The organism is Klebsiella sp. C360 (genome assembly GCF_048822415.1).
Lineage (GTDB): Bacteria > Pseudomonadota > Gammaproteobacteria > Enterobacterales > Enterobacteriaceae > Klebsiella > Klebsiella quasipneumoniae.
The window spans coordinates 139,309-161,690 of sequence record NZ_JBMEZZ010000003.1 but is presented as its reverse complement, the minus strand read 5'-3'; the positions used below and the strand labels follow the sequence as shown (position 1 = coordinate 161,690).

The window sequence follows — 22,382 nt, the reverse complement described above, 5'->3', positions numbered from 1 at the left end:
TGACCGCGTGCCTTGACCCGGCAACCGAAATTACCCCTGCGGGTCCAGCGCCGGCCGTTGCGCTGCGTCAGCCGGGCGAGCCGGGCGGATGCGGAACCAGATCGCATACATGGCCGGCAGGAAGATAAGGGTCATGATGGTTCCCCCCAGCGTCCCGCCAATCAGCGTATAGGCGAGCGTCCCCCAGAAAACCGAATGCGTCAGCGGAATGAACGCCAGGATCGCCGCCAGCGCGGTCAGCAGAACCGGACGGGCTCGCTGCACCGTCGCCTCCACCACCGCGTGGAACGGATCGAGCCCCGCCTGCTGGTTATGGTGGATTTGACCAATCAGGATCAGCGTATTTCGCATCAGGATCCCCGACAGGGCGATCAGGCCCACAAGGGCATTGATGCCAAACGGCTGATTGAACAGCAGCAGCGTCGGCACCACGCCAATCAGCCCCAGCGGGGCGGTCAGGAAGACCATGACCATCGCCGACAGGGAGCGCACCTGCAGGATAATGATCAGCAGCGTGAGGGCGATCATGATCGGAAATAACGGCACCATCGCCCGGGTGGCTTTGCCGGACTCCTCGATTGACCCCGCCGTCTCGATGCGATACCCCGGCGGCAGGGCGTCGATAATGGGCTGCAGCGACGTCATCAGCGCGGTGGAGACATCCGGCGGCTGCAGGTTATCCGCGACATCGCCCCGGACGGTAATGGTCGGCGTGCGGTCGCGACGACGGAGCAGGGGTTCTTCCATCCTGATCTCGACTTCACCGATCTGCGACAAGGGAACTCGCTGCCCGTCGCTGCCCACCAGGGTGAAATCGGCGATTTTCGCCGGATCCAGACGGATATCCCCCGCCGCGCGGCCGATGACCTGCACGGCGCGAATATCTTCCCGGACGGTGGTGACGGGGATCCCTGACAGCAGGAACTGCAGCTGCCGGGCGACGGCCTGGGAGCTGAGCCCACTCGCCTGCAGCCGGTCCTGATTGAGGCTGAAATGCATCACCGGCACGCGCGAACCCCAGTCGCTATTGACGGTGCGCATCAGCGGACTGGCCTGCAGCACCGATTTCACCCGATCGGCGATGTCGCGCAGGGTATGCGGATCGGGCCCCATCACCCGCCAGGCGACCGGATACGGCGAATAAGGACCAAAAACCAGCTGCGTGACGCGCACCCGCGCCTGCGGCGCCAGGCCATTGGCCACCGCCTCCCGCAGCCGCAGCTTAAGCGCCTCGCGAGAGGCCGGGCCGTCGGTCAATACCACCAGTTTGGCAAAGGAGGGGTCCGGCAACTCCGGGGCCATCGCCAGGTAAAAGCGCGGCGCGCCCTGGCCGATATAGCTGGTGACAATCTTCGCCTCCGGCTGCTGCTGCAGCCAGCGCTCAATATTCGCCGTCGCGGCGCTGGTCTGAATAATCGACGACCCGTAAGGCATCTGCACCTCAACCAGCACTTCCGGGCGATCGGAGGTGGGGAAAAACTGCTTTTTCACCACGCTCATTCCCAGTAACGCCACCATAAACAGCACCACCACCCCGGCGGCCACGCGCCATTTGCGGGCGATAACCCGGGTCAGCAGCCGGCGAAAGCGCTGATAGCGTGGGGTGTCATACAGCGCGGCGTGGCCCGCCGCCGCGGACTTCCTCTCCGGCAGCAGGTGCACGCCCAGCCAGGGGGTAAAAATCACCGCCACAATCCAGGAGGCAATCAGCGCGATACCGACGATCCAGAACACATTGCTGGCATACTCCCCGGCGGTGGATTGCGCAAACCCGTTGGGCATAAAGCCCACCGCCGTCACCAGGGTGCCGGCCAGCATCGGCGCCGCGGTATGGCTCCAGGCATAAGCCGAGGCTTTGAGGCGGTCGTACCCCTCCTCCATTTTGACCACCATCATTTCGATGGCGATAATGGCATCATCCACCAGCAGCCCCAGGGCGAGGATCAGCGACCCGAGGGTGATGCGGTCGAAGTTTTTGCCGGTAGCCGCCATCACCACAAACACTACGGCCAGGGTGAGCGGCACCGCCGCCGCGACCACCACCCCCACGCGCCACCCCATGCTGACAAAGCACACCACCATCACAACCAGCAGGGCGACAAAGAATTTGATCATGAACTCATCGACCGCGGCGCTGATATTCACCGCCTGATCGGTCACTTTCGTCAACGACATGCCGAGCGGCAGGCTCTGATTGATGCTGGCCGTTTCGGCGTCCAGCGCTTTCCCCAGCGCCAGGCCATTCCAGCCCTCGCGCATCACCACGCCGAGCAGAAGCGCCGGTTCGCCCTGATTGCGGATCAGGAAGGTGGCGGGATCTTCATACCCCCGCTCAACCGTGGCGACATCGGCGAGCTTCAGCGTTCTGCCCCCGGCAATTATCGGCGTGTCGCGGATCTGCTGCAGGCGGTCGAACGCCCCGTCGAGGCGGATAAAGATCTGCCCGCCGCGGGTCTCGATAGCCCCGGCCGCGGTCAGCACATTCTGATTGTTCAGCGCGGCAAAAATCGCCTCCGGCGAGAGCCCCAGGGTGGCAAGACGGTCATGAGAAAACGCGAGATAAATGCGCTCCGCCTGTTCGCCGAGAATATTCACTTTTTTCACCCCGGGAACATGCAGCAGCTGCTGGCGCAGGGCTTCGGCATCACGCACCAGCTGCCGGGGCGGCTCTCCCCGCGCTTTCAGCGCAAAAAGGGCAAAGGTGACATCGGCGAATTCGTCATTCATCATCGGACCGGAGACGCCGGCAGGCAGGTTTTTCGCCTCATCGCCCAGCTTCTTGCGCGCCTGATAAAACTGCTCCGGCACCTCGGAAGGCGGGGTCTGATCCTGCAGCGATAAGGTGATCAACGCCATCCCGGGGCGGGTATAGGTCTCGGTGCGATCGTACCACTTCAGCTCCTGGAGCCGTTTCTCCAGCGGCTCGGCGACCTGATCCTGCATCTCCTGCGCGGTGGCGCCCGGCCAGACGGTGATGACCGTCATTTGCTTGACCGTGAAGGGCGGATCTTCCGCCCGCCCGAGCCCGAAGAAGGCCACCAGCCCGGCGACCGAAATAAGGATAATCAAAAACAGGGTCACCGACCGCTCGCGGACGGCCAGCGCGGAGAGATTAAAACGTCCGTCGCTCATGGCTGGCTCCCGGCGGCAGTATGCTCGCGTCGTTCCGCCAGCCGCACCGCCTCGCCCTGGTGCAGAAGATGGGCGCCCAGAGCGACGATCGGCTCCCCGGGCTTCAGCGGACCGGTCACTCGCGCCGTTTCATCATTCAGGCCGACCACCGTCACCGGTTGCCAGGAGACGGTGGCCGGGCGGGAGACAACGCGCCAGACGCCAGGGCCGTTGCCCGGATCGTAGACCGACGCCAGGGGCACCTCCAGCACCTCGCCTGGCCCCTGGTCGTTGCCGATGCGCAGGGTTACGGTAGACCCCAGCGGGGCGTTCGCCAGCGCGCCGTTCAGCACATAGCGCGCTTCAAAGGTGCGAGTGGCGGCGTCAGCCGCGTCCGAAAGCAGGCGCAGGGTCGCGGTGACCGGCTGAGATTCGCTGCCATAGCGTGTCGCCAGCGCCTCGCTGCCGACCGCCGGGCGCAGCGTCTCCGGAAGCTGCACCCGGGCTTCGCGCTGCCCCGCCCGCGCCAGGCGGATCACCACCTGCCCGGCGCTGACCACCTGCCCCGGCTCGGCGAGCGTTTCCACCACCACGCCGTCAGCGTCCGCCAGCAGTCCGGCATAGCCGGTGGCGTTTTGCGCCACGTTTGCCTGCGCCTGAGCCGCGCTGAGGTCGGCTCTCGCCGCCTCTGCCGCCGCGTTGATCTGATCGAACTCCGCCGCCGAGACGGCGCCGCTGGCCACCAGGCCGCGATAGCGGGCCAGATCGTTAGCCGCCTTTTTGGCTCGTGCCCGCGCGGCGTCGACCGCCCGCTGTTGGGACTGCGCCTGCAGGGCAAGATCAGCCGGATCGAGGCGCAACAGCAGTTGACCGCGCCGGACGCTCTGCCCGGTCTCTACCAGCCGTTCAAGGACTTTTCCCGCCACCCTGAAGCCGAGGTCGCTTTGGGTACGAGCCACCACCACGCCGGTAAAGGCTCGCGAGCTGGCCTCCGCGCGCTCGACGGTGGCCACCCGCACCAACGGCGGCCGCGTGCGGGGATCGTCATGGTCGGCAGGTTCGCCGCAGCCCGCGAGGGCCAGCGGCAGGAGGCAGACGGCAAAATGGACGGCGTTGAGCCTGAGCATGGGTCACCTTAATGAAAAGACCGGTTGGTGAGCGCATTCTCAGACGAGTGACCAATAAAGTCAATAGTCACTAATCAGGGGGAGAGACTTCTCAGGATCAGGGAGGCAAGCAGCACCGCCGCGGTAGGCGCGGTGTCGAGATTGTATTGCAGCTGCACCGGGTTGATGAAAGGACACATCACCATATAGACCGCCAGGGTCGCCTCATCCAGCGGAGTTTTGCGCTCGAACTCGCCCGCCTGGCGGCCTTCGACAAGAATTTGACCAATCAGCTGCTGCAGATGACCGGCATACTGCTCCGTTGAGGGCCATTTATCGCGCGCCGCGACGGCGGCGATATCGTACAGTTTGCGATCCTCGAAAAACAGTTCACTGCCGGCCTCGGTCAGCGCCCGGAACAGGCGGCGCAGCTTCTCGCTGGCGGAGGGGGCATCGGCGATGGCCTCGCTGACGGCCACCATGATCTTCTCCAGCCGGCTGGCGCAGATTGCCTCGCCAATCGCCTGCTTGGAGTCGAAAAACTTGTAGATATAGGCTTTGGAAAAGCCTATTGCTTTGGCGAGATCGGTGACCGTGGTCTTTTCATAGCCATAGCGACTAAAGTGCGCCATGGCCGCGTCAAGAATCTGGTCGCGAACGCTGTGGTCAAGGGGGCCACGGCTTGCTGGGGTGGAGGTATTTTTCGTCATCCGTTTAGCTTAATGCGATCGCTATCGTTTGACAACGAGTGACGTTATTATGATTTGGTCACAATAACGCCCCGCCCTGATCCTCTCTCTCGCCGCGTTACGCCTCACGCGCCTCATTATTTATCGCGCCGGCGGGCAGACAGCCCAGGCCTTGCAGCGTCATATGTACGGCACGATCGAGTGGGGTATGCGGCTCCGCGCCTAAAAAGGCCACCAGCTTATCGTTGCGCAGGCGTACCGGCAGACGCCAGAGATAGTGCATCTCGACCATTTCGCGCAGGGTGGCGTTGAAGGGCGCCGCCAGCTTCACCAGCCACCAGGGAAAGGACTTTACTACCGCCCTGCCGCCATAGCGGGCGACCACCCGCTGGATCGCCTGGCTCATTTCGCTGCCGTCCGGGTTCCAGTGGCCCTGCATATGGAAGCGGGCAAACGGCTCAAGCTCATGCCTGCGGGCCAGCAGCGCGGCGATGGTGGCGGCGACGTCGGGCAGCCAGGCCCACTGATGCCCCACGCCGATCGCCCCCGGGCGGCGAATGACGCCGGGAAGCTGACCGGGCCTGATCAGCCCCTGGGAAAACCAGCTATTCCCGGCGCGCGGACCAAAAAAATCCCCCGCCCGGACAATCAACGCCCGGCCGCCGCGCTGCACATAATCCTCCAGCGCCTGCTCCATCTCCACCCGGATGGCGCCTTTGCGGGTCACCGGCTGTTGTGCGGCCTCTTCCGCAATCAGCGGAAAGGCATCCGGTCCATAGTTATAGACCGTGCCGGGCAGGACAACTAACGCCCGCTGCTGTTCGGCGGCCTGCAGGGTGTTGCGCAGCATAGGCAGTACCTGTTGCCGCCAGTGCCGGTAGCCCGGCGGATTGACCGCATGGACGATCACGTCGCAACCGGCAGCCGCCGCCGCCACCTGCCCGGCATCCAGCGCGTCGCCGGCTATCCACTGCATCCCCTCTCCGGGATCGCGCACCTGGGCGCCGCGCTTCAGCGCCCTAACCTGCCAGTTGTCCGCCGCCAGCCGGCGGGCCACTTCCCCGCCTATGCCCCCGCTTGCTCCCAGAATAAGGACCTTGCCGCTGCTGTTCATCGTCTTTCCCCGTTCGCTAATGGATGCTTGACAGCCTACCTGCGGCTCATATCAAATGAAATTGCATATCATCATCGAGCGGCTATACATTTTTGTATGAATACCTCTATTCCCTGGGAGTGGTACCGAACCTTTCTCGCCGTCCTGCAGGAAGGCTCTTTATCGGGCGCATCGCGCACTTTGAACATCACCCAGCCGACGGCGGGGCGCCATATCGCCGGGCTGGAAGCCGCCCTCGGCCAGGCCTTATTTACCCGTTCGCAGACCGGCCTGCTGGCGACCGACGCGGCGCTGGCGCTGCGGGTGCACGCCGAGGCGATGGCCAACACCGCCCGGGCGCTGGCACGCACGGCGGCCAACTTTAGTCGCGACAGAACCGATCTGCGTGGCGTGGTGCGCGTGGCCGCCAGCGAGGTGGTCGGCGCCGAGGTGCTGCCGCCGCTGATTGCCCGGCTCAGGCAGGCGTGCCCGAATATCGTCATCGAACTGATGCTCTCCAATCGGTTTCAGGATCTGCTTCACCGGGAGGCGGATATCGCGGTGCGGATGGTCGCTCCGCAGCAGGAGCAGCTTATCGCGCGGCGTCTCGGCAGGATCGAGCTCGGGCTGCATGCCGCCGATGCCTATCTGACCCGCCGGGGTCGGCCCGCTACGCCTGAGGAGCTTGACGGTCACGCGCTGATTGGTTTCGACAGCGCCACGCCCCTCGTTCGCCGGGCGCTTGAGCGCTACCCCCGTTTCCAGCGCGAGGCGTTCGCGATGCGCACCGATAGCGACCTCGCCCAGCTGAGCCTGATCCGCGCCGGGGCGGGGATCGGCATCTGCCAGGCGCCCCTTGCCGACGGCATCATTCCCCTGCGGCGAGTGCTGGCGGCCGACTTTTCTCTGTATCTCGAGACCTGGCTGGTGATGCATGAGGACCTGCGCCATAGCCCCGCCTGTAAGCGAGTATTTGATTTCCTCGCCGAGGGGTTGCAGGCGTATATTCGCGGCCCACTGGCGCGCTGAGCCACCCGCCACGCGGGTAACTCCTTCCCTGCTGAAATAGTCACTCATTGACACTGTAAATACGGCATTGTATAAAACCCCGCCTCAATAATGAGTTTCATTTGCATTACTTCCATTTGCTGGTCATCCACTCGCCTGTTACAAGGATAGCGTTTAATGAAGAAGGTCCTCTGCGCGTTAGGCTTGATGTTCACCGCCGTCAGTTCCGCGCTGGCAACAACCTACCCCCTGACGATTGAAAACTGTGGCTATCAGGAGACCTTCACCCGGCCGCCGGAGCGCGTGGTCGCGCTGGGGCAAAATACGGTCGAAATCCTGCTGCTGCTTGGGCTGCAAAAGCAGGTGGTGGCCAGCGCCTTCTGGCCGACCAGGGTATTACCGCAGCTGGCTGAGCAAAACGCGAAGGTTAAAACCCTGACGGTGGAAATCCCGAGCCTGGAATCCGTACTGGCGCAAAATCCCGATTTCGTTCCCGCCCAGTTGCCGCTGCTGCTGGGGCCGGAAAGCAAAGTCGCCAAGCGTGAAGATCTCGCGACCGTCGGCGTGAACAGCTACGTGTCGCCGGGGATGTGCGCCACCAAAAAGGCTACCGGCGATATGTACGGCAGCCGGCAGAAGCTGTGGGACATGACCTGGCTGTATCAGGAAATTAGCGATTTTGCCCGCATTTTCAACGTGGAAGATCGTGGCCAGGCGCTGATCGCCGATTTCAAAAAACGTGAAGCCGACCTGCGTCAGGAGTTCGGTAAAAGCAAAAAAGATCTCTCCTTTGTCTTCTGGTTCTCCAGCGCCTCGCCGTCGGCCGATGCCTATGTCGGCGGCAAAAACAGCGCCTCCGGCTTTATCGCCAGCGTGCTGGGCGGACATAACGCCATTACCGCCGAGACCGAATGGCCCACGGTGAGCTGGGAGAGCATCATTGCCGCCAACCCGGACGTGATCGTGGTCTCAAGCCTGGATCGTAACCGCTGGGCGCTGGATAAGGCCGAGGAGAAGATCAAATTCCTCAAAAGCGATCCCGCCGTCAGCCAGCTGGAAGCTGTGAAAAAAGGCCATATCGTGGTGATGGACGGCCAGGCGATGAATCCGACCATCCGCACCCTTTACGGCGCGGAACAGGTGGGCGAACAGCTGAGAAAAATGGGGCTTAACTGATGAGCGTCGCCGTGCTTCAGACGCGCCGCAGCATGCTGCTCACCGGCTGGTGCGTCGTGGCAGTGTTCGCGCTGGCGCTGGTGATAGCGGTAGGCGTCAGCGTTGGCGAACTGCCCATCCCGCTGCACAACGTCTTTTACGCTATCAGCAATAAAACCGGCTTAACCGCGGTGCCTCTCAATCGTATCTACGAGAGCGTCATCTGGGATTTCCGCCTCAGCCGCGCCCTGGTCGCCGCCTGCTGCGGCGCCGGCCTGGCTATCTGCGGCGCCGTGCTGCAAAGCCTCCTGAAGAACGCCCTCGCGGAGCCCTACGTCCTCGGCGTCTCCGCCGGGGCCTCCACCGGCGCGGTATCAATCGTGGTGCTGGGCCTTGGCGCCGGGGCGATCTCCCTCTCCGCCGGGGCGTTTGCCGGAGCCTTCGCCGCCTTCGCCTTTGTCGCCTTTCTGACCAACGGCGCGCGCGGCGGCAATGAGCGCACCATCCTGGCGGGCGTCGCCGCCTCGCAGTTATTTAACGCTCTCACGGCCTACACCATCAGCACCTCCGCCAGCGCGCAGCAGGCGCGCGATGTGATGTTCTGGCTGCTGGGCAGCTTCAGCGGCGTCCGCTGGCCCGAATTCCAGCTGGTCCTGGTGGTGGTTCTCGCGGGCCTGGCGGTCTGCCTGTGGTATGCCCGGGCGCTGGACGCGTTCACCTTCGGCGACGATGCCGCCGCTTCGCTGGGCATTGCCGTGCCGCGCGTGCGCCTGATCCTCTTCACTACTGCGGCGGTGATCACCGCCACCATCGTCAGCATGGCTGGCTCGATCGGCTTTGTCGGCCTGGTGGTGCCCCACGTGATGCGCTTCTTCTTTGGCCCGTTGCACCGGACGTTGCTGATCGCCAGCGCGCTGGCGGGGGCGATCCTGATGGTGCTGGCGGACATTGCCTCGCGCCTGCTGATTGCCCCGCAAAGTCTGCCGGTCGGGGTGGTGACCGCTCTGGTTGGGGTGCCTTTCTTCGCCGTGATTATCTACCGCTCAAGGAATAAGTGATGAGTATTTGCGCTGAAAATATCACCTGGAAGGCAGGCAAAAAGGTCATCGTCAATACGGTCTCGCTGCGGGTGTCGCGCGGCGAAACGGTGGGACTGCTGGGGCCCAACGGCTGCGGAAAATCCTCGCTGCTGCGGGTTCTGGCGGGCCTGCGCCGCCCGGATGCGGGTCGCGTCACCCTCGACGGCCAGGACATCGCCAGGATGGCGAAAAAGCAGCTCGCCCGCCGGGTGGCGTTCGTCGAGCAACACGGCATGACCGAGGCCAATATGCGGGTGCGCGACGTCGTGCGCCTGGGGCGTATTCCGCACCATTCGCCGTTCTCAAACTGGAGCGCTCAGGATGACGAGGCGGTCACCGCCGCGCTGCAGCGGGTGGCGATGCTGGAGAAAAGCGACCAGGGATGGCTGAGCCTCTCCGGCGGCGAGCGGCAGCGGGTGCATATCGCCCGCGCCCTGGCGCAGAACCCGAGCGAGATCCTGCTGGATGAACCCACCAACCATCTGGATATTCACCATCAAATGCAGCTGATGCAGTTGATCAGCGAGCTGCCGGTGACCAGCATTGTGGCCATTCACGATCTTAATCATGCCGCGATGTTCTGCGATTCGCTGATCGTGATGCAGCAGGGGCAGATCCTCGCCAGCGGGACGCCGGAGGAGATTTTGTCCGAAGCGCTGCTGTGGGACGTTTTCCGGGTGAAAACCAAAATCGAGATCTCCCCGTACCACGGTAAAAAGCACATTCATTTCATCGTTTAGGTTTGGCGTATATGCCTCTCTTCTCCCTGCGCCCTGCGGCGACCCTCTGGCCTCCCGTTTTACTGGGAAGCCAGTTCGTTTTTAATATTGGCTTTTATGCGGTCGTCCCTTTCCTTGCCCTCTTTCTGCGCGACGAGATGCTGCTCTCCGGCGGGCTTATCGGCCTGATCCTCGGGCTGCGCACCTTCTCCCAGCAGGGCATGTTTATCATCGGCGGGACGCTGGCCGACCGCTATGGCGCTAAGGCGATCATCCTCGCCGGCTGCGTGGTTCGCGTCGCCGGCTATCTGCTGCTGGCGTGCGGCACAACGCTGGAGCCTATTATCCTCGGCGCCTGCCTGACCGGCGTCGGCGGAGCGCTGTTTTCTCCGTCGATCGAGGCCCTGCTGGCGCGGACCGGTACCCACAGCCAGGCCAACGGAAAACGCAGCCGCGCCGAGTGGTTTGCGCTGTTTGCAGTGTGCGGTGAACTGGGGGCGGTTATCGGCCCGGTGGCCGGAGGGCTGCTGAGCGGGATCGGCTTTCGACATATCGCCCTCGCCGGCGCGGGGCTATTTCTTCTGGCGCTGCTGGTGCTCTTTTTCTGTCTGCCCGCCGACGGGCAGCGGACACAAACGCGCAGCCGGGTGCCGTGGTGGACCCCTTTGCGTCAGCCGCGCTTTGTCGCGTTTATTATCGCCTACAGCTCATGGCTGTTGAGCTATAACCAGCTGTACCTCGCCCTGCCGGTGGAGATCCAACGCGCCGGCGGCCGTGAGCAGGATCTGGCGCCGCTTTTTATGCTGGCCTCGCTATTGATTATTACCCTGCAGCTTCCTCTCGCCCGTTTCGCCCGACGTATTGGCGCCCTGCGCATTCTGCCGGTGGGCTTTCTGCTGCTGTCGGCTTCTTTTGTCAGCGTGGCGTTATTCGCCGCCTCGTCGCCCGCCGAAGGCTGGCTGCGATTATTGCCGTCGGCCTGCTTTGTCACGCTGCTCACCCTCGGCCAGATGCTGCTGGTGCCCTCAGCCAAGGACCTGATCCCGCTTTTCGCCGAGGAGTCGACGCTGGGCGCCCACTACGGGGCGCTCGCCACGGCGGGGGGTTGCGCGGTGTTAGCCGGGAATTTGCTGCTCGGCCATATGCTGGACCAGGCGCTCACCCCCTCGCCGCAGGCGGTCTATCCCTGGCTTCTGCTGGCGCTGTTTCCGTTGTGCAGCGCCGTGGCCCTGCGGGCGATCTGCCGCCCGCTGGCGACAACCTGACGCTGAGCGGGCAACGGCCCGCTCAGGAAGTTAACCGGGGGAAGCGCACGGAGGCCAGCCCGCCTTATTGTGCCGCCAGCTCGCGGCGAACGATCTCGGCGCCGGCGCTTAAGGCGTGAAGTTTGCCGGTCGCAACCTGGCGCGGCAGCGGCGCCATACCGCAGTTGGTGGACGGATAGAGCTTGTCGGCATCGACGAACGCCAGCGCCTTGCGCAGGGTAGCGGCCACCTCTTCCGGGGTTTCGATAGCATGGCTGGCCACATCGATGGCTCCGACCATCACCTTTTTACCGCGGATCAGTTCCAGCAGATCCATCGGCACCCGCGAGTTGTGGCACTCGAGAGAGATAATATCGAGGGACGATTTCTGCAGCTGTGGGAAGGCCTCCTCATACTGACGCCACTCAGAGCCCAACGTTTTTTTCCAGTCGGTATTGGCTTTGATGCCGTAGCCGTAGCAGATATGCACCGCCGTCTCGCACTTCAGCCCTTCGGTGGCTCGTTCCAGCGCGGCGATCCCCCAGTCGTTCACCTCATCGAAGAAGACGTTGAAGGCCGGCTCATCGAACTGAATAATATCGACCCCGGCGGCCTCTAACTCTTTCGCTTCCTGATTGAGGATTTTGGCGAACTCCCAGGCCAGCTTTTCCCGGCTTTTATAGTGGTTGTCATACAGCGTGTCGATCATGGTCATTGGGCCCGGCAGCGCCCATTTAATCGGCTGGCTGGTGAGCTGACGCAGATAGCGCGCGTCCTCAACGAAGACCGGTTTCTGGCGCTCCACGGCGCCCACCACGGTTGGAACACTGGCCTCATAGCGGTTACGAATTTTCACGATCTCGCGTTTGGCAAAATCAACGCCGCTGAGGTGCTCAATAAAGGTGGTGACAAAGTGCTGCCGCGTTTGCTCGCCGTCGCTGACAATATCGATCCCGGCCCGCAGCTGGTCGTCGAGGGACAAACGCAGGGCGTCGCGCTTGCCGGCCAGTAATTCTTCGCTGGACAGTTTCCAGGGCGACCACAGGGTCTCTGGCTGCGCCAGCCAGGAAGGTTTCGGTAAACTGCCGGCGGTCGATGTCGGAAGCCATGTTTTCATAATCAGTAGCCTTTTATTTTGGTTTAGCAAAGCGCGAAGTTAGCAGACCATTGCTCAAGCAACGTCTTGTGCGGGTTGATAAAATGTTGTTGTGTAAATTTACCCTGCTCTATCGCCAACAGGCTGCGCTCTTCCCGGTCATAAACAATTTTGGTGACGGAATGATCCAGGTGATTGAGATTGGGCTGATAGTATTGCCCCGCCGCAGAATTCGCGTTGTAGATCTCCGGTCGGTATATTTTCTGAAACGTCTCCATCGTGCTGATGGTCGCGATCAGCTCCAGGCTGGTGTAATCGCTGAGCAGATCGCCGGAAAAATAGAAGGCCAACGGCGCGACGCTATGTTTTGGCATAAAATAGCGCACCTGCAGCCCCATTTTGCTGAAATAGCGCTCGGTCAGCGAGACGCCTTCCTGGGCATATTCAATGCCGAGGACCGGATGTTCGTTGCCAGTGCGACGGTAAACATCTTTGCTGGATACGCTCAGGCAAATCACCGGCGCCTTGCTGAAGCTGGTCTTATAGGCGCTGGACTGCACGAAATCCTTAAAGATATTGCCGTGCAGCTCGCCAAAGTTTTCGGGCACGCTGAAGCGGTTCTGGTCTTTATTATGCTCCAGCAGCAGCACGCTAAAATCATAATCCCGCACATACGAAGAGAAGTTATTGCCGACGATACCGGCATGGCGCTCACCGGTTTTTTTATCGACAATATGCGTTTGCAGGATCTCTATCACCGGAAAACTGGCGGCATCAGCAATATTCATCTCGACAGAAATAATATCCAGTTCCACCGCATAGCGATCGTTGTAGGGATTATCCCAGTGCGCCAGGGTATTAAACCGGTTATTCATCATGATTAACGTATTGCGCAGATTGTCCTGACGGCTCTCCCCTCTGGCCAAATTGGCAAAGTTGGTGGTAATACGCGTATTTTCCGCAGGGTTATAATTTTCATCAAACCGGCTGCGCTTAATCGTATAGGTAAATTCGTTATTCATGGCGATTGTCCATCCTGGTGTCGGGCATAAAGCGGAATAAGCGGAGTATTTTCCACAGGCGACGCAGAGTCAGACCTGGCGCGCTTCAACCGGTAAATGTTGTTGATTCGTTAATGGGTCTATTTTTGCCAGAGTCGGTGATGGAGGGAAAGCGACTTAAATTCATTGCAACATGAGCTATCCTCATGTTGCTCCGCTAAGCGCCAGGTGTACTCGAGGTATCGTCATGATGCCATGGTCAGGTGCGGCAGTTCAGGCCACGTCAGCCTAATAAACGTTTGTGGTGTGAATGTATGCCAGGGTACAATCTTTAACCACTATAATACGTGCTTTAACATAGCCGTCGTACCCGTTTAGCTGGAGCTTTTGTCGTACAGAATGATTGTTGATATCAGTATTATGTCGATGTGCATGGCCGTGCTGCTGATTATGAGCGTACTGCTGAATTAAGAGGCTCCCGAACACAATGACACCCGCTCTCATCTGACCTTCACATTCGCGAGGAATAAAGGAGATTCAGAGGATTCGCGCCGCACGGGATTGTCCCGCCTGCCGCCGCCCTCTACTCTTTTGGTACTTGTTAATCGAGGAATACCAGATGAAAAAAGCTCTCCTTGCCCTGTTCGCTATCGCCGCCGTGGCCGCCGCCAGCGCGTTTGCCGCCGATAAAACCGACGCCCCGACGTCCGTTGTCGACAACGGCGGTCGTCCTCCGCTGGAGATGGGTCATGGCCCCCAGCCGCCGTTCCCGCCACCGTTTCCGCCGCGCAAGCCGGTGCTGTTTTCAGCAACGGTCGCGACCGATACGCCGGCGGAAACCATTAACAAACTGACCGCCCTGATCCCCACCGGTCAGGCGAAGCACTACGAAGTTCACGTTGAGGTGGTGCCGGTTGCGGAGGATGCCGACGGGAAATAGCCCTGGCGTGGGCGCTCTGCCTGAGTCCTGCGATAATAAAAAAGCTGCCGCTTATCGCGGCAGCTTTTGTTAGCTTGAATAAAACAGAATGCAGAAAATTAGCTGCGCACTTTACGGTAGATAAACAGCACGACCAGCGCACCGATTACCGCCACCACGAAGCTGCCGAAATTAAACCCGTCGACTTTGCCAAAACCAAAGAAGGTACTGATCCAGCCGCCGACCACGGCGCCGATGATCCCCAGAATAATGGTTACAATAAACCCGCCGCCGTCTTTCCCCGGCATAATCCACTTGGCTAAAATACCGGCAATAAGTCCAAAAATGATCCAGGAAAGAATACCCATGGTTAACCGTCCTCTTGTTACCTTTAAGCATTTCGTATTGAAAAGAGTAGCATATATAACGAGATTGGATCGGTAATAATCTATTTATTAGATAATTTCTTGCCGCCGCGCGGTAGCGCAGCTGGCCTGATGTTTCGCGCTGGCGGCCCCGCCCCCGCTTATTCCCCTGAAAAAAGGGAGGCTATTCGCCTCCCGGTCATGACTTATATTACCGCGGTGGTTAGCCGCGATGAACAGCATAATCGCGACTGTTCGTCGAAGATTTCAATTTGCCAGACCTGGTGGCGAGTCCCGACGTGCAGCGCTCTGCACACGCCCCGCACCCGGCCCCCGCGCGCCGAACGAATGTGGTTGGCGTTAACCTCCAGCCCCACCACCTTCTGTTCGCCTTCGCTGCACAGATAACCCGCCACCGACCCCAGCGTCTCCGCCAGCACCACCGACGCCCCGCCGTGCAGCAGGCCAAACGGCTGCTGTGTACGGCCATCCACCGGCATGGTGGCCTCCAGCGTATCGTCGGTAAAGGTCTCAAAGCGAATATCCAACAGCCCTACCATGTTTCCCTCACCGAGCCGGTTGAGCTGCTCCAGCGTGGCCTGACGTTTCCAAATCATCCGATTATCTCCAGTAACGCCTGCAGCGGGTGGCGAACGCCGCTGCCTTCAATGCGCTTCACCTGGCTGCGGCAGGAGTAGCCCGTCACCAGACAGCGGTTACGCGGCAGCCGCTGCATCGCCTGCTGCCAGGAGAGCGCGTAAATGGCCAGCGAGTTGGCATGGTTTTTCACTTCATGACCATAGGTGCCTGCCATCCCGCAGCACCCGACGCTGACATTTTCCAGCTTCGCGCCGAAGTGGGCAAAAATCTCTGCCCACTGCTTCGTCGCCGCCGGCAGCGCGGTCACTTCCGTACAGTGACCGAACAGGTACCAGGGCTCGCCGCCCGGATCGGGACGGGCGTCGGCGGTCAGGACCTTCGGCAACCACTCATGGACTAACAGCACCTGAAAATCGCCGCGCTTGTCGCCAAGCGTTTGCTTGTATTCATCGCGGTAGCAAAGCACCAGCGCCGGATCGACGCCGACCAGCGGCATACCCAGCTGCGCCACGCGGTTAAGGAAGTCTGCCGTTTTCTGCGCGGTGCGCGCGAAGCGGGTCAGGAATCCTTTAATATGCTGCGCCTTGCCGTTCGGCGAGAACGGCAGCAGCACCGGCTGATAGCCTAAGGCCTCAACCAGACGGATAAAGTCAGCCACCACCTGGGCGTCGTAATAGCTGGTAAAGGGATCCTGTACCACCAGCACCATCTTCGCTTTCTGCTCGGCGCTCAGCGCTTCGAGCTGCTCAAGGGTCATGTTGGCGGAGCGGTGGCCGGCCATCTGCTGCTTCAGCGACGGCGCCGAGAGCAGCGGCAGATCGACCATCCCGATATGCTTCTCCGACAGCTTTTTCAGCCACGGCTGGTTCATGAAGAAGTTAAAAGTCTTCGGCGCCTGGGCCATCAGCGGCGCATAGGATTCCACCGACGCCACCAGATGATCGCGCACCGGCCGCAGATAGCGGCTGTGGTACAGCTGCAGGAAGCGTGAGCGGAACTCCGGGACATCGATTTTGATCGGGCACTGGGTCGAACAGGCTTTGCAGGCCAGACAGCCGGACATCGCCTCTTTGACCTCGTGCGAGAAATCATATTCCCCTTTGCGCGCATGCCAGCTGTTGCGCGTGCGCGCCACCAGCGAGCGCAGGCTAACGCCCTGCTCCGGCAGCGCCTTCTCCAGCTGATTGGGATCGACGCCGCGATCCGCCAGCAGACGCAGCCATTCGCGGACCAGCGTCGCCCGCCCTTTCGGCGAGTGGATGCGCTGGTTGCTCACCTTCATCGACGGACACATCGGGCTTTTTACGTCAAAGTTGAAGCACAGCCCGTTGCCATTACACTCCATCGCCCCGCGCCAGGCGCTGCGCACCGCGATAGGGATCTGCCGATCCCAGGTGCCGCGCTTCACCGCGTCGACTTTCATCATCGGCGCGTCGATCCCTTCCGGCGGACAAATTTTCCCCGGGTTCAGGCGGTTATCCGGATCGAAGACCGCTTTGATCTTCCGCAGCTCGCCGTACAGCGCCTCGCCAAAGAATGCCGGGCTGTACTCGGCGCGGAAGCCTTTGCCATGTTCCCCCCACAGCAGACCGCCATACTTCGCCGTCAGCGCTACCACATCGTCGGAGATCTGCTTCATCAGCAACTCCTGCTGCGGATCGCACATGTCCAGCGCCGGGCGCACGTGCAGCACCCCGGCGTCGACGTGGCCAAACATGCCGTAGCTCAGGCCGTGGCTGTCGAGCAGCGCGCGAAACTCGACGATATAATCCGCCAGGTGTTCGGGCGGGACGCAGGTATCCTCGGCAAAGGGGATCGGCTTGGCGGCGCCTTTGGCATTGCCCAACAGGCCTACCGCCTTCTTGCGCATGGCGTAGATGCGCTCCACGCCATCAAGATCGTGACAGACCTGCCAGCCGATGACCCCCGCCTCGCTGCGGGCCATCAGCTCGTCCAGACGCCGGCACAGCGTGGTGACCTGCTGGTCAATCAGCGCCGCGTCATCCCCGGCGAATTCAACGATATTGAGCCCGAGCATCTCTTTATCCGGTACGTCGGTGATCAGTTCGTTCACCGAGTGCCAGACGATATCCTCGCGCGCCAGATTGAGGACTTTAGAGTCGACGGTCTCCACCGACAGGGCCTTGGCCTCCACCATAAAGGGCGCATTTCGCAGCGCAGAGTCAAAGGAGTCATATTTGACGTTGACCAGCCGGCGTACCTTCGGCAGGCGGGTAATATCCAGCCGCGCTTCGGTGATAAACGCCAACGTCCCTTCCGAACCAGTTAAAATACGGGTCAGGTCGAACTCGCTCATCTCATCGTTAAAGACGTGGCGCAGATCGTATCCGGTGAGGAAGCGGTTGAGTTTGGGAAACTTATCAATGATTAGCTCGCGCTGCGCCTTGCAGCGCTGGTAGACCGTGTTGTAAATCCGCCCTATCGTCGAGGGCGTATTGCCAAGCGTCTCCGCCAGCGCCACCGGCACCGCCTGGGTATCGAGGATATCCCCGCCCATCAGCACCGCCCGCAGGCCAAGCACGTGATCCGACGTTTTACCATACACCAGCGATCCCTGTCCGGAGGCGTCGGTGTTTATCATCCCGCCCAGGGTGGCGCGGTTGCTGGTGGAGAGCTCAGGCGCAAAGAAGTAACCATAGGGTTTAAGAAACTGGTTCAGCTGATCTTTGATGACTCCGGCTTCGACGCGCACCCAACCCTCTTCGGGGTTGATTTCAATAATGCGGTTCATATAGCGGGACATATCGACGATAATTCCGCCGTTCAGCGCCTGGCCGTTGGTGCCGGTGCCTCCGCCGCGCGGGGTGAAGATCAGCGATTTAAAGCGTGGTTCGGCGGCGACCCGCGCCAGTAACGCTACGTCTGCCGTGGAACGTGGAAACAGGACCGCATCCGGCAGCAGCTGATAGACGCTGTTGTCGGTGGCCATCGTCAGCCTGTCGGCATAGCTGGTGGCGGTATCGCCGGTAAAACCCTGTTGCTCCAGTACCTGCAAAAAATTCAGCACCAGTTGAACTACCCCTGGCGCCTGAGAAATTTGTGGGATCATCACACTTGACCCTGCCTGACTATGTTGTGTTTGAAAATATTGTGTTGGTGCTAACTAAACGTTTGCGTAGCGCATTCAACTTTTTATCACATTTTTTTCATATGCGCCCACGTGTTTTCTGTGCAAAATCAGCCCGGCAAAATTATTGATATTATTATCAGTACATGGATTTACGCGGCGCCAGCTTTTTGGCGCGACTGGAAAGGTAAAAATTCTCTATGATTAACCCCCATCAGCCTCGGGACATACCGCAAATACTGCTGTCGGTGCTGTTCCTGGCCCTGATTATCATATCCTGCCTGTGGGTTGTGCAGCCGTTTATTCTGTCCTTCGCCTGGGCCGGCACCGTGGTGATCGCCACCTGGCCGGTGCTGCTGCGTCTGCAGCGCGTGCTGTTCGGCAAACGGATGCTGGCGGTGCTGGCGATGACCCTGCTGCTGTTTTTGCTATTCGTGATTCCTATCGCTCTGCTGGTCAACAGCCTGGTGGATAACAGCGTTCCGCTGATCAAACTCATCAGCAGCGGAAATGTGACGCTGCCGGATTTCGCCTGGCTCAACAGCGTGCCGCTGGTCGGCGATAAGCTCTACGCCGCCTGGCATGGCCTGCTGGATATGGGCGGCTCGGCGATTATGGCCAAGGTTCGCCCCTACATTGGCACCACCACCAGCTGGTTTGTCGGTCAGGCGGCGCACATCGGCAAGCTGCTGGTCTACTGCGGCCTGATGCTGTTGTTCAGCGCGCTGCTTTATTGGCGCGGCGAGCAGGTGGCCTACGGTTTTCGCTATTTCGCCACGCGCCTGGCGGCTAAACGCGGTGACGCCGCCGTGCTGCTGGCCGGCCAGGCCGTGCGCGCCGTGGCGCTGGGCGTGGTGGTGACGGCCCTCACTCAGGCGGTGCTGGGCGGGATCGGCCTTGCCATCTCCGGCGTGCCCTACGCCGCCCTGCTGACCGTGGTGATGATCTTTACCTGTCTGGTCCAGCTCGGGCCTTTGCTGGTTCTGGTGCCGTCGATTATCTGGCTTTACTGGAGCGGGGACACCACCTGGGGCACCGTGCTGCTGGTGTGGAGCTGCGTGGTCGGCACCATGGACAACGTTATCCGTCCGGTGCTTATCCGTATGGGCGCCGACCTGCCGATGATCCTCATTCTTACCGGCGTCATTGGCGGCCTGATCGCCTTCGGCATGATCGGCCTGTTTATCGGTCCGGTGCTGCTGGCCGTCTCCTGGCGCCTGTATGACGCCTGGGTGCACGAAGTGCCGCCGCCGCCGAAAGACCCCGATGTCGTGCTCGAAGAGCTCAGCGAGCTGGAGGCCGGGCGCAAGTAATGCCCTGTCAGGCGGGGGGACCCGCCTGTCTCCCCCCTGGACAATTGTTAAGCAAAATTTATTGATCGGCGGCAAAACGCCAGCCTTGTACGCCCCTCACCCGCTTTTACCCTCCCGGTCCTTCACAACAATTTAACTATTGAGAGGAATCTGATCGACGGCAAAGGCCCCGCTGCCTACTATTAGCTCACGGTTATAAATCAACACCTTGATTTATAAGCATGGAAATCCCCTGAGTGAAACAACGAATTGCTGTGTGTAGTCTTTGCCCATCTCCCACGATGGGCTTTTTTTTGTCCTGCGCATCGCGACGCCGGGCGGCCTGACACCGGCAAAAAAAATCCCCGGCATCGCTGCCGGGGATCTGTACTGTCAGGGCGAACTTATTTATTCAGTTCCGCCAGACCTAACCAGGTTTGCACCACGGTATCCGGGTTGAGGGACAGGCTATCAATCCCCTCCTCCATCAGCCAGGCGGCGAAATCTTCATGGTCAGACGGCCCCTGGCCGCAGATGCCGACGTATTTACCCTGCTGCTTCGCCGCGCGGATCGCCATCGACAGCAGCGCTTTCACCGCGTCGTTGCGTTCATCAAACAGCTCAGAGACCACGCCGGAGTCGCGGTCCAGACCGAGCGCCAGCTGGGTCATGTCGTTCGAGCCGATGGAGAAGCCGTCGAAGTACTCGAGGAACTGCTCGGCCAGCAACGCGTTCGACGGGATCTCGCACATCATGATGATCTTCAGCCCGTTCTCGCCGCGCTTCAGCCCCTGACGCTCCAGCTCTTCGACCACCGCTTTCGCCTGGGCGACGGTACGGACGAACGGCACCATCACTTCGACGTTGGTCAGCCCCATGTCGTTACGCACGCGCTTCATCGCTTCACATTCCAGCGCGAAGCAGTCGCGGAAGCTTTCGGAAACGTAGCGTCCGGCGCCGCGGAAGCCGAGCATTGGGTTCTCTTCTTCCGGCTCATAGCGCTCGCCGCCCACCAGGTTGGCGTATTCGTTCGACTTGAAGTCAGAGAGGCGCACAATCACCCGTTTCGGATAGAACGCGGCGCCAAGGGTGGCGATCCCTTCGGTCAGGCGGCCAACGTAGAACTCTCTCGGCGAATCGTAGCCTTTCATCAGCTCGCGGATTTCATTCTGCAGACCCGGCTCCTGGTCGTCAAACTCCAGCAGCGCGCGCGGGTGAACGCCAATCATGCGGTTGATGATAAATTCCAGCCGCGCCAGACCCACGCCTTCGTTCGGCAGGCAGGCGAAGTCGAAGGCGCGATCCGGGTTGCCGACGTTCATCATCACCTTCAGCGGCAGATCCGGCATGTCGCCGACGCTGGAGCTCTTGACGCTGAAGTCCAGCAGCTCGGCGTAGACATAGCCGGTGTCGCCTTCGGCGCAGGAGACGGTCACGTTCTGGTTTTCCTGAATGCGATCGGTGGCATCGCCGCAGCCGACCACCGCCGGAATACCCAGCTCACGAGCGATGATCGCCGCGTGGCAGGTACGTCCGCCGCGGTTGGTGACGATCGCCGAGGCTTTCTTCATGATCGGTTCCCAGTCCGGGTCGGTCATATCGGTAACCAGCACATCGCCTGGCTCAATGCGGTTCATCTCGCTGATATCGTGGATCACCTTCACTGGACCGGCGCCAATGCGGTGGCCGATGGCACGCCCTTCGGCGATGATCTGCCCCTGAGCGTGGAGGGTATAACGCTCCATCACCTGGCCGCGGGAACGCACGGTTTCCGGACGCGCCTGGACGATAAACAGCTTACCGGTGTGGCCATCTTTCGCCCACTCGATATCCATCGGACGGCCGTAGTGCTTCTCGATCTGCACCGCCTGCTTCGCCAGCTCCTGCACCTCCTCGTTGGTTAACGAGAAGATATCGCGCTGCGCCTGCGGCACATCTTCGATACGCACCTGCTTGCCGTGCTCCTGAGTCGGCGCGTAAACCATGCGGATCTTTTTCGACCCCATGGTGCGGCGCACGATCGCCGGGCGGCCAGCGGCCAGCGTCGGTTTGTGGACGTAGAATTCGTCCGGGTTCACCGCGCCCTGCACCACCATCTCGCCCAACCCCCACGCCGAGGTGATAAACACCACCTGGTCAAAGCCGGATTCGGTATCGATGGAGAACATGACGCCGGAGGAGGCCAGATCGGAGCGGACCATCCTCTGCACCCCGGCGGAGAGCGCCACGCCGCGGTGATCGTAACCCTGATGCACGCGATAGGAGATCGCGCGATCGTTAAACAGTGAAGCAAACACGTGCTTCACGGCAACGAGCACGGCGTCAAAGCCCTGCACGTTGAGGAATGTCTCTTGCTGCCCGGCGAAGGAGGCGTCCGGCATATCTTCCGCGGTGGCGGAAGAGCGCACGGCGAATGAGGCCTCGGCGTCATCGGCGGACAGCAGGTCATAAGCATCGCGAATCGCGTTTTCCAGTTCGCTCTGGAAGGGGGTATCGATGATCCACTGTCGGATCTGCGCGCCCGCTTTCGCTAATGCGGAAACGTCGTCAATGTCGGTTTCATCCAGCAGCGCATAAATGCGCTGGTTAACACCGCTTTGGTCCAGGAACTGATTGAAAGCATCAGCGGTGGTGGCAAACCCGTTAGGTACGGACACACCCATACCGGACAGATTCGTAATCATTTCACCAAGGGAGGCATTTTTGCCCCCAACTCTGTCTACATCATTCATGCCGAGTTGGTTATACCAAAGCACCAGCGGTGACGAGCCATTGTTGGACATCGAGACAATCCTTTTGTGATTTAATACCAGTGAA

17 protein-coding genes and 1 other RNA gene are annotated in these 22,382 nt (G+C 60.9%); 8 read left to right on the top strand and 10 right to left on the bottom strand.

What is annotated here, in order from left to right; genetic code table 11:
* Window positions 1-30: 30 nt before the first annotated feature.
* From ACOI7D_RS09635 to ACOI7D_RS09620, 4 genes are all read right to left on the bottom strand, one after another.
* Complete coding sequence (locus ACOI7D_RS09635; RefSeq protein WP_109547213.1) at window positions 31-3,132, bottom strand: efflux RND transporter permease subunit; 3,102 nt, start codon at window positions 3,130-3,132, stop codon at window positions 31-33.
* On the bottom strand, window positions 3,129-4,238 hold the full coding sequence (locus ACOI7D_RS09630) for an efflux RND transporter periplasmic adaptor subunit (protein WP_117140821.1): 1,110 nt from the start codon (window positions 4,236-4,238) through the stop codon (window positions 3,129-3,131). Before ACOI7D_RS09630 ends, ACOI7D_RS09635 begins: the two co-directional genes overlap by 4 nt.
* A 74-nt stretch (window positions 4,239-4,312) precedes the next feature.
* The gene (locus ACOI7D_RS09625; RefSeq protein ID WP_065805468.1) at window positions 4,313-4,927 is read right to left on the bottom strand and encodes a TetR/AcrR family transcriptional regulator; all 615 of its coding nucleotides are present in this window, start codon (window positions 4,925-4,927) and stop codon (window positions 4,313-4,315) included.
* A gap of 97 nt (window positions 4,928-5,024) precedes the next feature.
* The gene (locus ACOI7D_RS09620; RefSeq protein ID WP_117140822.1) at window positions 5,025-6,020 is read right to left on the bottom strand and encodes an NAD-dependent epimerase/dehydratase family protein; all 996 of its coding nucleotides are present in this window, start codon (window positions 6,018-6,020) and stop codon (window positions 5,025-5,027) included.
* A 96-nt stretch (window positions 6,021-6,116) separates the two neighbouring features.
* On the opposite strand from ACOI7D_RS09620, the gene ACOI7D_RS09615 reads away from it, so the two are divergent.
* The 5 genes from ACOI7D_RS09615 (at window position 6,117) to ACOI7D_RS09595 (ending at window position 11,225) form a co-directional block, all read left to right on the top strand.
* A complete protein-coding gene (locus ACOI7D_RS09615; RefSeq protein ID WP_023290091.1) occupies window positions 6,117-7,028 on the top strand; it encodes a LysR family transcriptional regulator in 912 nt (303 codons plus the stop codon).
* Between the two features lie 156 nt (window positions 7,029-7,184).
* Complete coding sequence (locus tag ACOI7D_RS09610; protein WP_048335962.1) at window positions 7,185-8,183, top strand: ABC transporter substrate-binding protein; 999 nt, start codon at window positions 7,185-7,187, stop codon at window positions 8,181-8,183.
* A complete protein-coding gene (locus ACOI7D_RS09605; protein ID WP_023290093.1) occupies window positions 8,183-9,220 on the top strand; it encodes a FecCD family ABC transporter permease in 1,038 nt (345 codons plus the stop codon). Before ACOI7D_RS09610 ends, ACOI7D_RS09605 begins: the two co-directional genes overlap by 1 nt.
* Window positions 9,220-9,981 (top strand): ABC transporter ATP-binding protein, encoded by a 762-nt coding sequence (locus ACOI7D_RS09600; RefSeq protein ID WP_023290094.1) that lies wholly within the window; start codon window positions 9,220-9,222, stop codon window positions 9,979-9,981. Before ACOI7D_RS09605 ends, ACOI7D_RS09600 begins: the two co-directional genes overlap by 1 nt.
* 11 nt (window positions 9,982-9,992) lie before the next feature.
* Window positions 9,993-11,225 carry an MFS transporter gene (locus ACOI7D_RS09595; RefSeq protein ID WP_109547591.1) on the top strand — a complete coding sequence of 411 codons (1,233 nt, stop codon included), beginning with the start codon at window positions 9,993-9,995 and terminating at the stop codon, window positions 11,223-11,225.
* 64 nt (window positions 11,226-11,289) lie between these two features.
* Here the strand turns inward: ACOI7D_RS09595 and ACOI7D_RS09590 are convergent, their stop codons facing one another.
* The gene (locus ACOI7D_RS09590) at window positions 11,290-12,321 is read right to left on the bottom strand and encodes a methionine synthase (RefSeq protein ID WP_023290096.1); all 1,032 of its coding nucleotides are present in this window, start codon (window positions 12,319-12,321) and stop codon (window positions 11,290-11,292) included.
* Between the two features lie 23 nt (window positions 12,322-12,344).
* Complete coding sequence (locus ACOI7D_RS09585) at window positions 12,345-13,322, bottom strand: DUF1852 domain-containing protein (protein WP_050533306.1); 978 nt, start codon at window positions 13,320-13,322, stop codon at window positions 12,345-12,347.
* Window positions 13,323-13,920: 598 nt separating this feature from the next.
* Here ACOI7D_RS09585 and ACOI7D_RS09580 point away from each other — a divergent pair.
* Window positions 13,921-14,241, top strand: a complete 321-nt coding sequence (locus ACOI7D_RS09580; protein WP_072421549.1) for a hypothetical protein — start codon at window positions 13,921-13,923, stop codon at window positions 14,239-14,241.
* A 98-nt stretch (window positions 14,242-14,339) separates the two neighbouring features.
* Here ACOI7D_RS09580 and ACOI7D_RS09575 read toward each other — a convergent pair whose 3' ends face one another.
* The 3 genes from ACOI7D_RS09575 to ACOI7D_RS09565 form a co-directional block, all read right to left on the bottom strand.
* On the bottom strand, window positions 14,340-14,588 hold the full coding sequence (locus tag ACOI7D_RS09575; RefSeq protein ID WP_004203110.1) for a GlsB/YeaQ/YmgE family stress response membrane protein: 249 nt from the start codon (window positions 14,586-14,588) through the stop codon (window positions 14,340-14,342).
* A gap of 203 nt (window positions 14,589-14,791) precedes the next feature.
* On the bottom strand, window positions 14,792-15,202 hold the full coding sequence (gene menI, locus ACOI7D_RS09570; protein ID WP_064158377.1) for a 1,4-dihydroxy-2-naphthoyl-CoA hydrolase: 411 nt from the start codon (window positions 15,200-15,202) through the stop codon (window positions 14,792-14,794).
* Window positions 15,199-18,255 (bottom strand): FAD-binding and (Fe-S)-binding domain-containing protein, encoded by a 3,057-nt coding sequence (locus ACOI7D_RS09565; RefSeq protein WP_109547590.1) that lies wholly within the window; start codon window positions 18,253-18,255, stop codon window positions 15,199-15,201. Before ACOI7D_RS09565 ends, menI begins: the two co-directional genes overlap by 4 nt.
* Window positions 18,256-18,473: 218 nt before the next feature.
* Between ACOI7D_RS09565 and ydiK the strand changes: the two genes are divergently transcribed.
* Complete coding sequence (ydiK, locus tag ACOI7D_RS09560) at window positions 18,474-19,586, top strand: AI-2E family transporter YdiK (RefSeq protein ID WP_023290101.1); 1,113 nt, start codon at window positions 18,474-18,476, stop codon at window positions 19,584-19,586.
* A 189-nt stretch (window positions 19,587-19,775) separates the two neighbouring features.
* Window positions 19,776-19,883, top strand: an RNA gene (rprA, locus tag ACOI7D_RS09555) — antisense sRNA RprA.
* A gap of 86 nt (window positions 19,884-19,969) precedes the next feature.
* Here the strand turns inward: rprA and ppsA are convergent.
* Window positions 19,970-22,348, bottom strand: coding sequence for a phosphoenolpyruvate synthase (gene ppsA, locus ACOI7D_RS09550; protein WP_004203115.1), 2,379 nt, complete (start codon window positions 22,346-22,348; stop codon window positions 19,970-19,972).
* Between the last annotated feature and the right edge of the window lie 34 nt (window positions 22,349-22,382).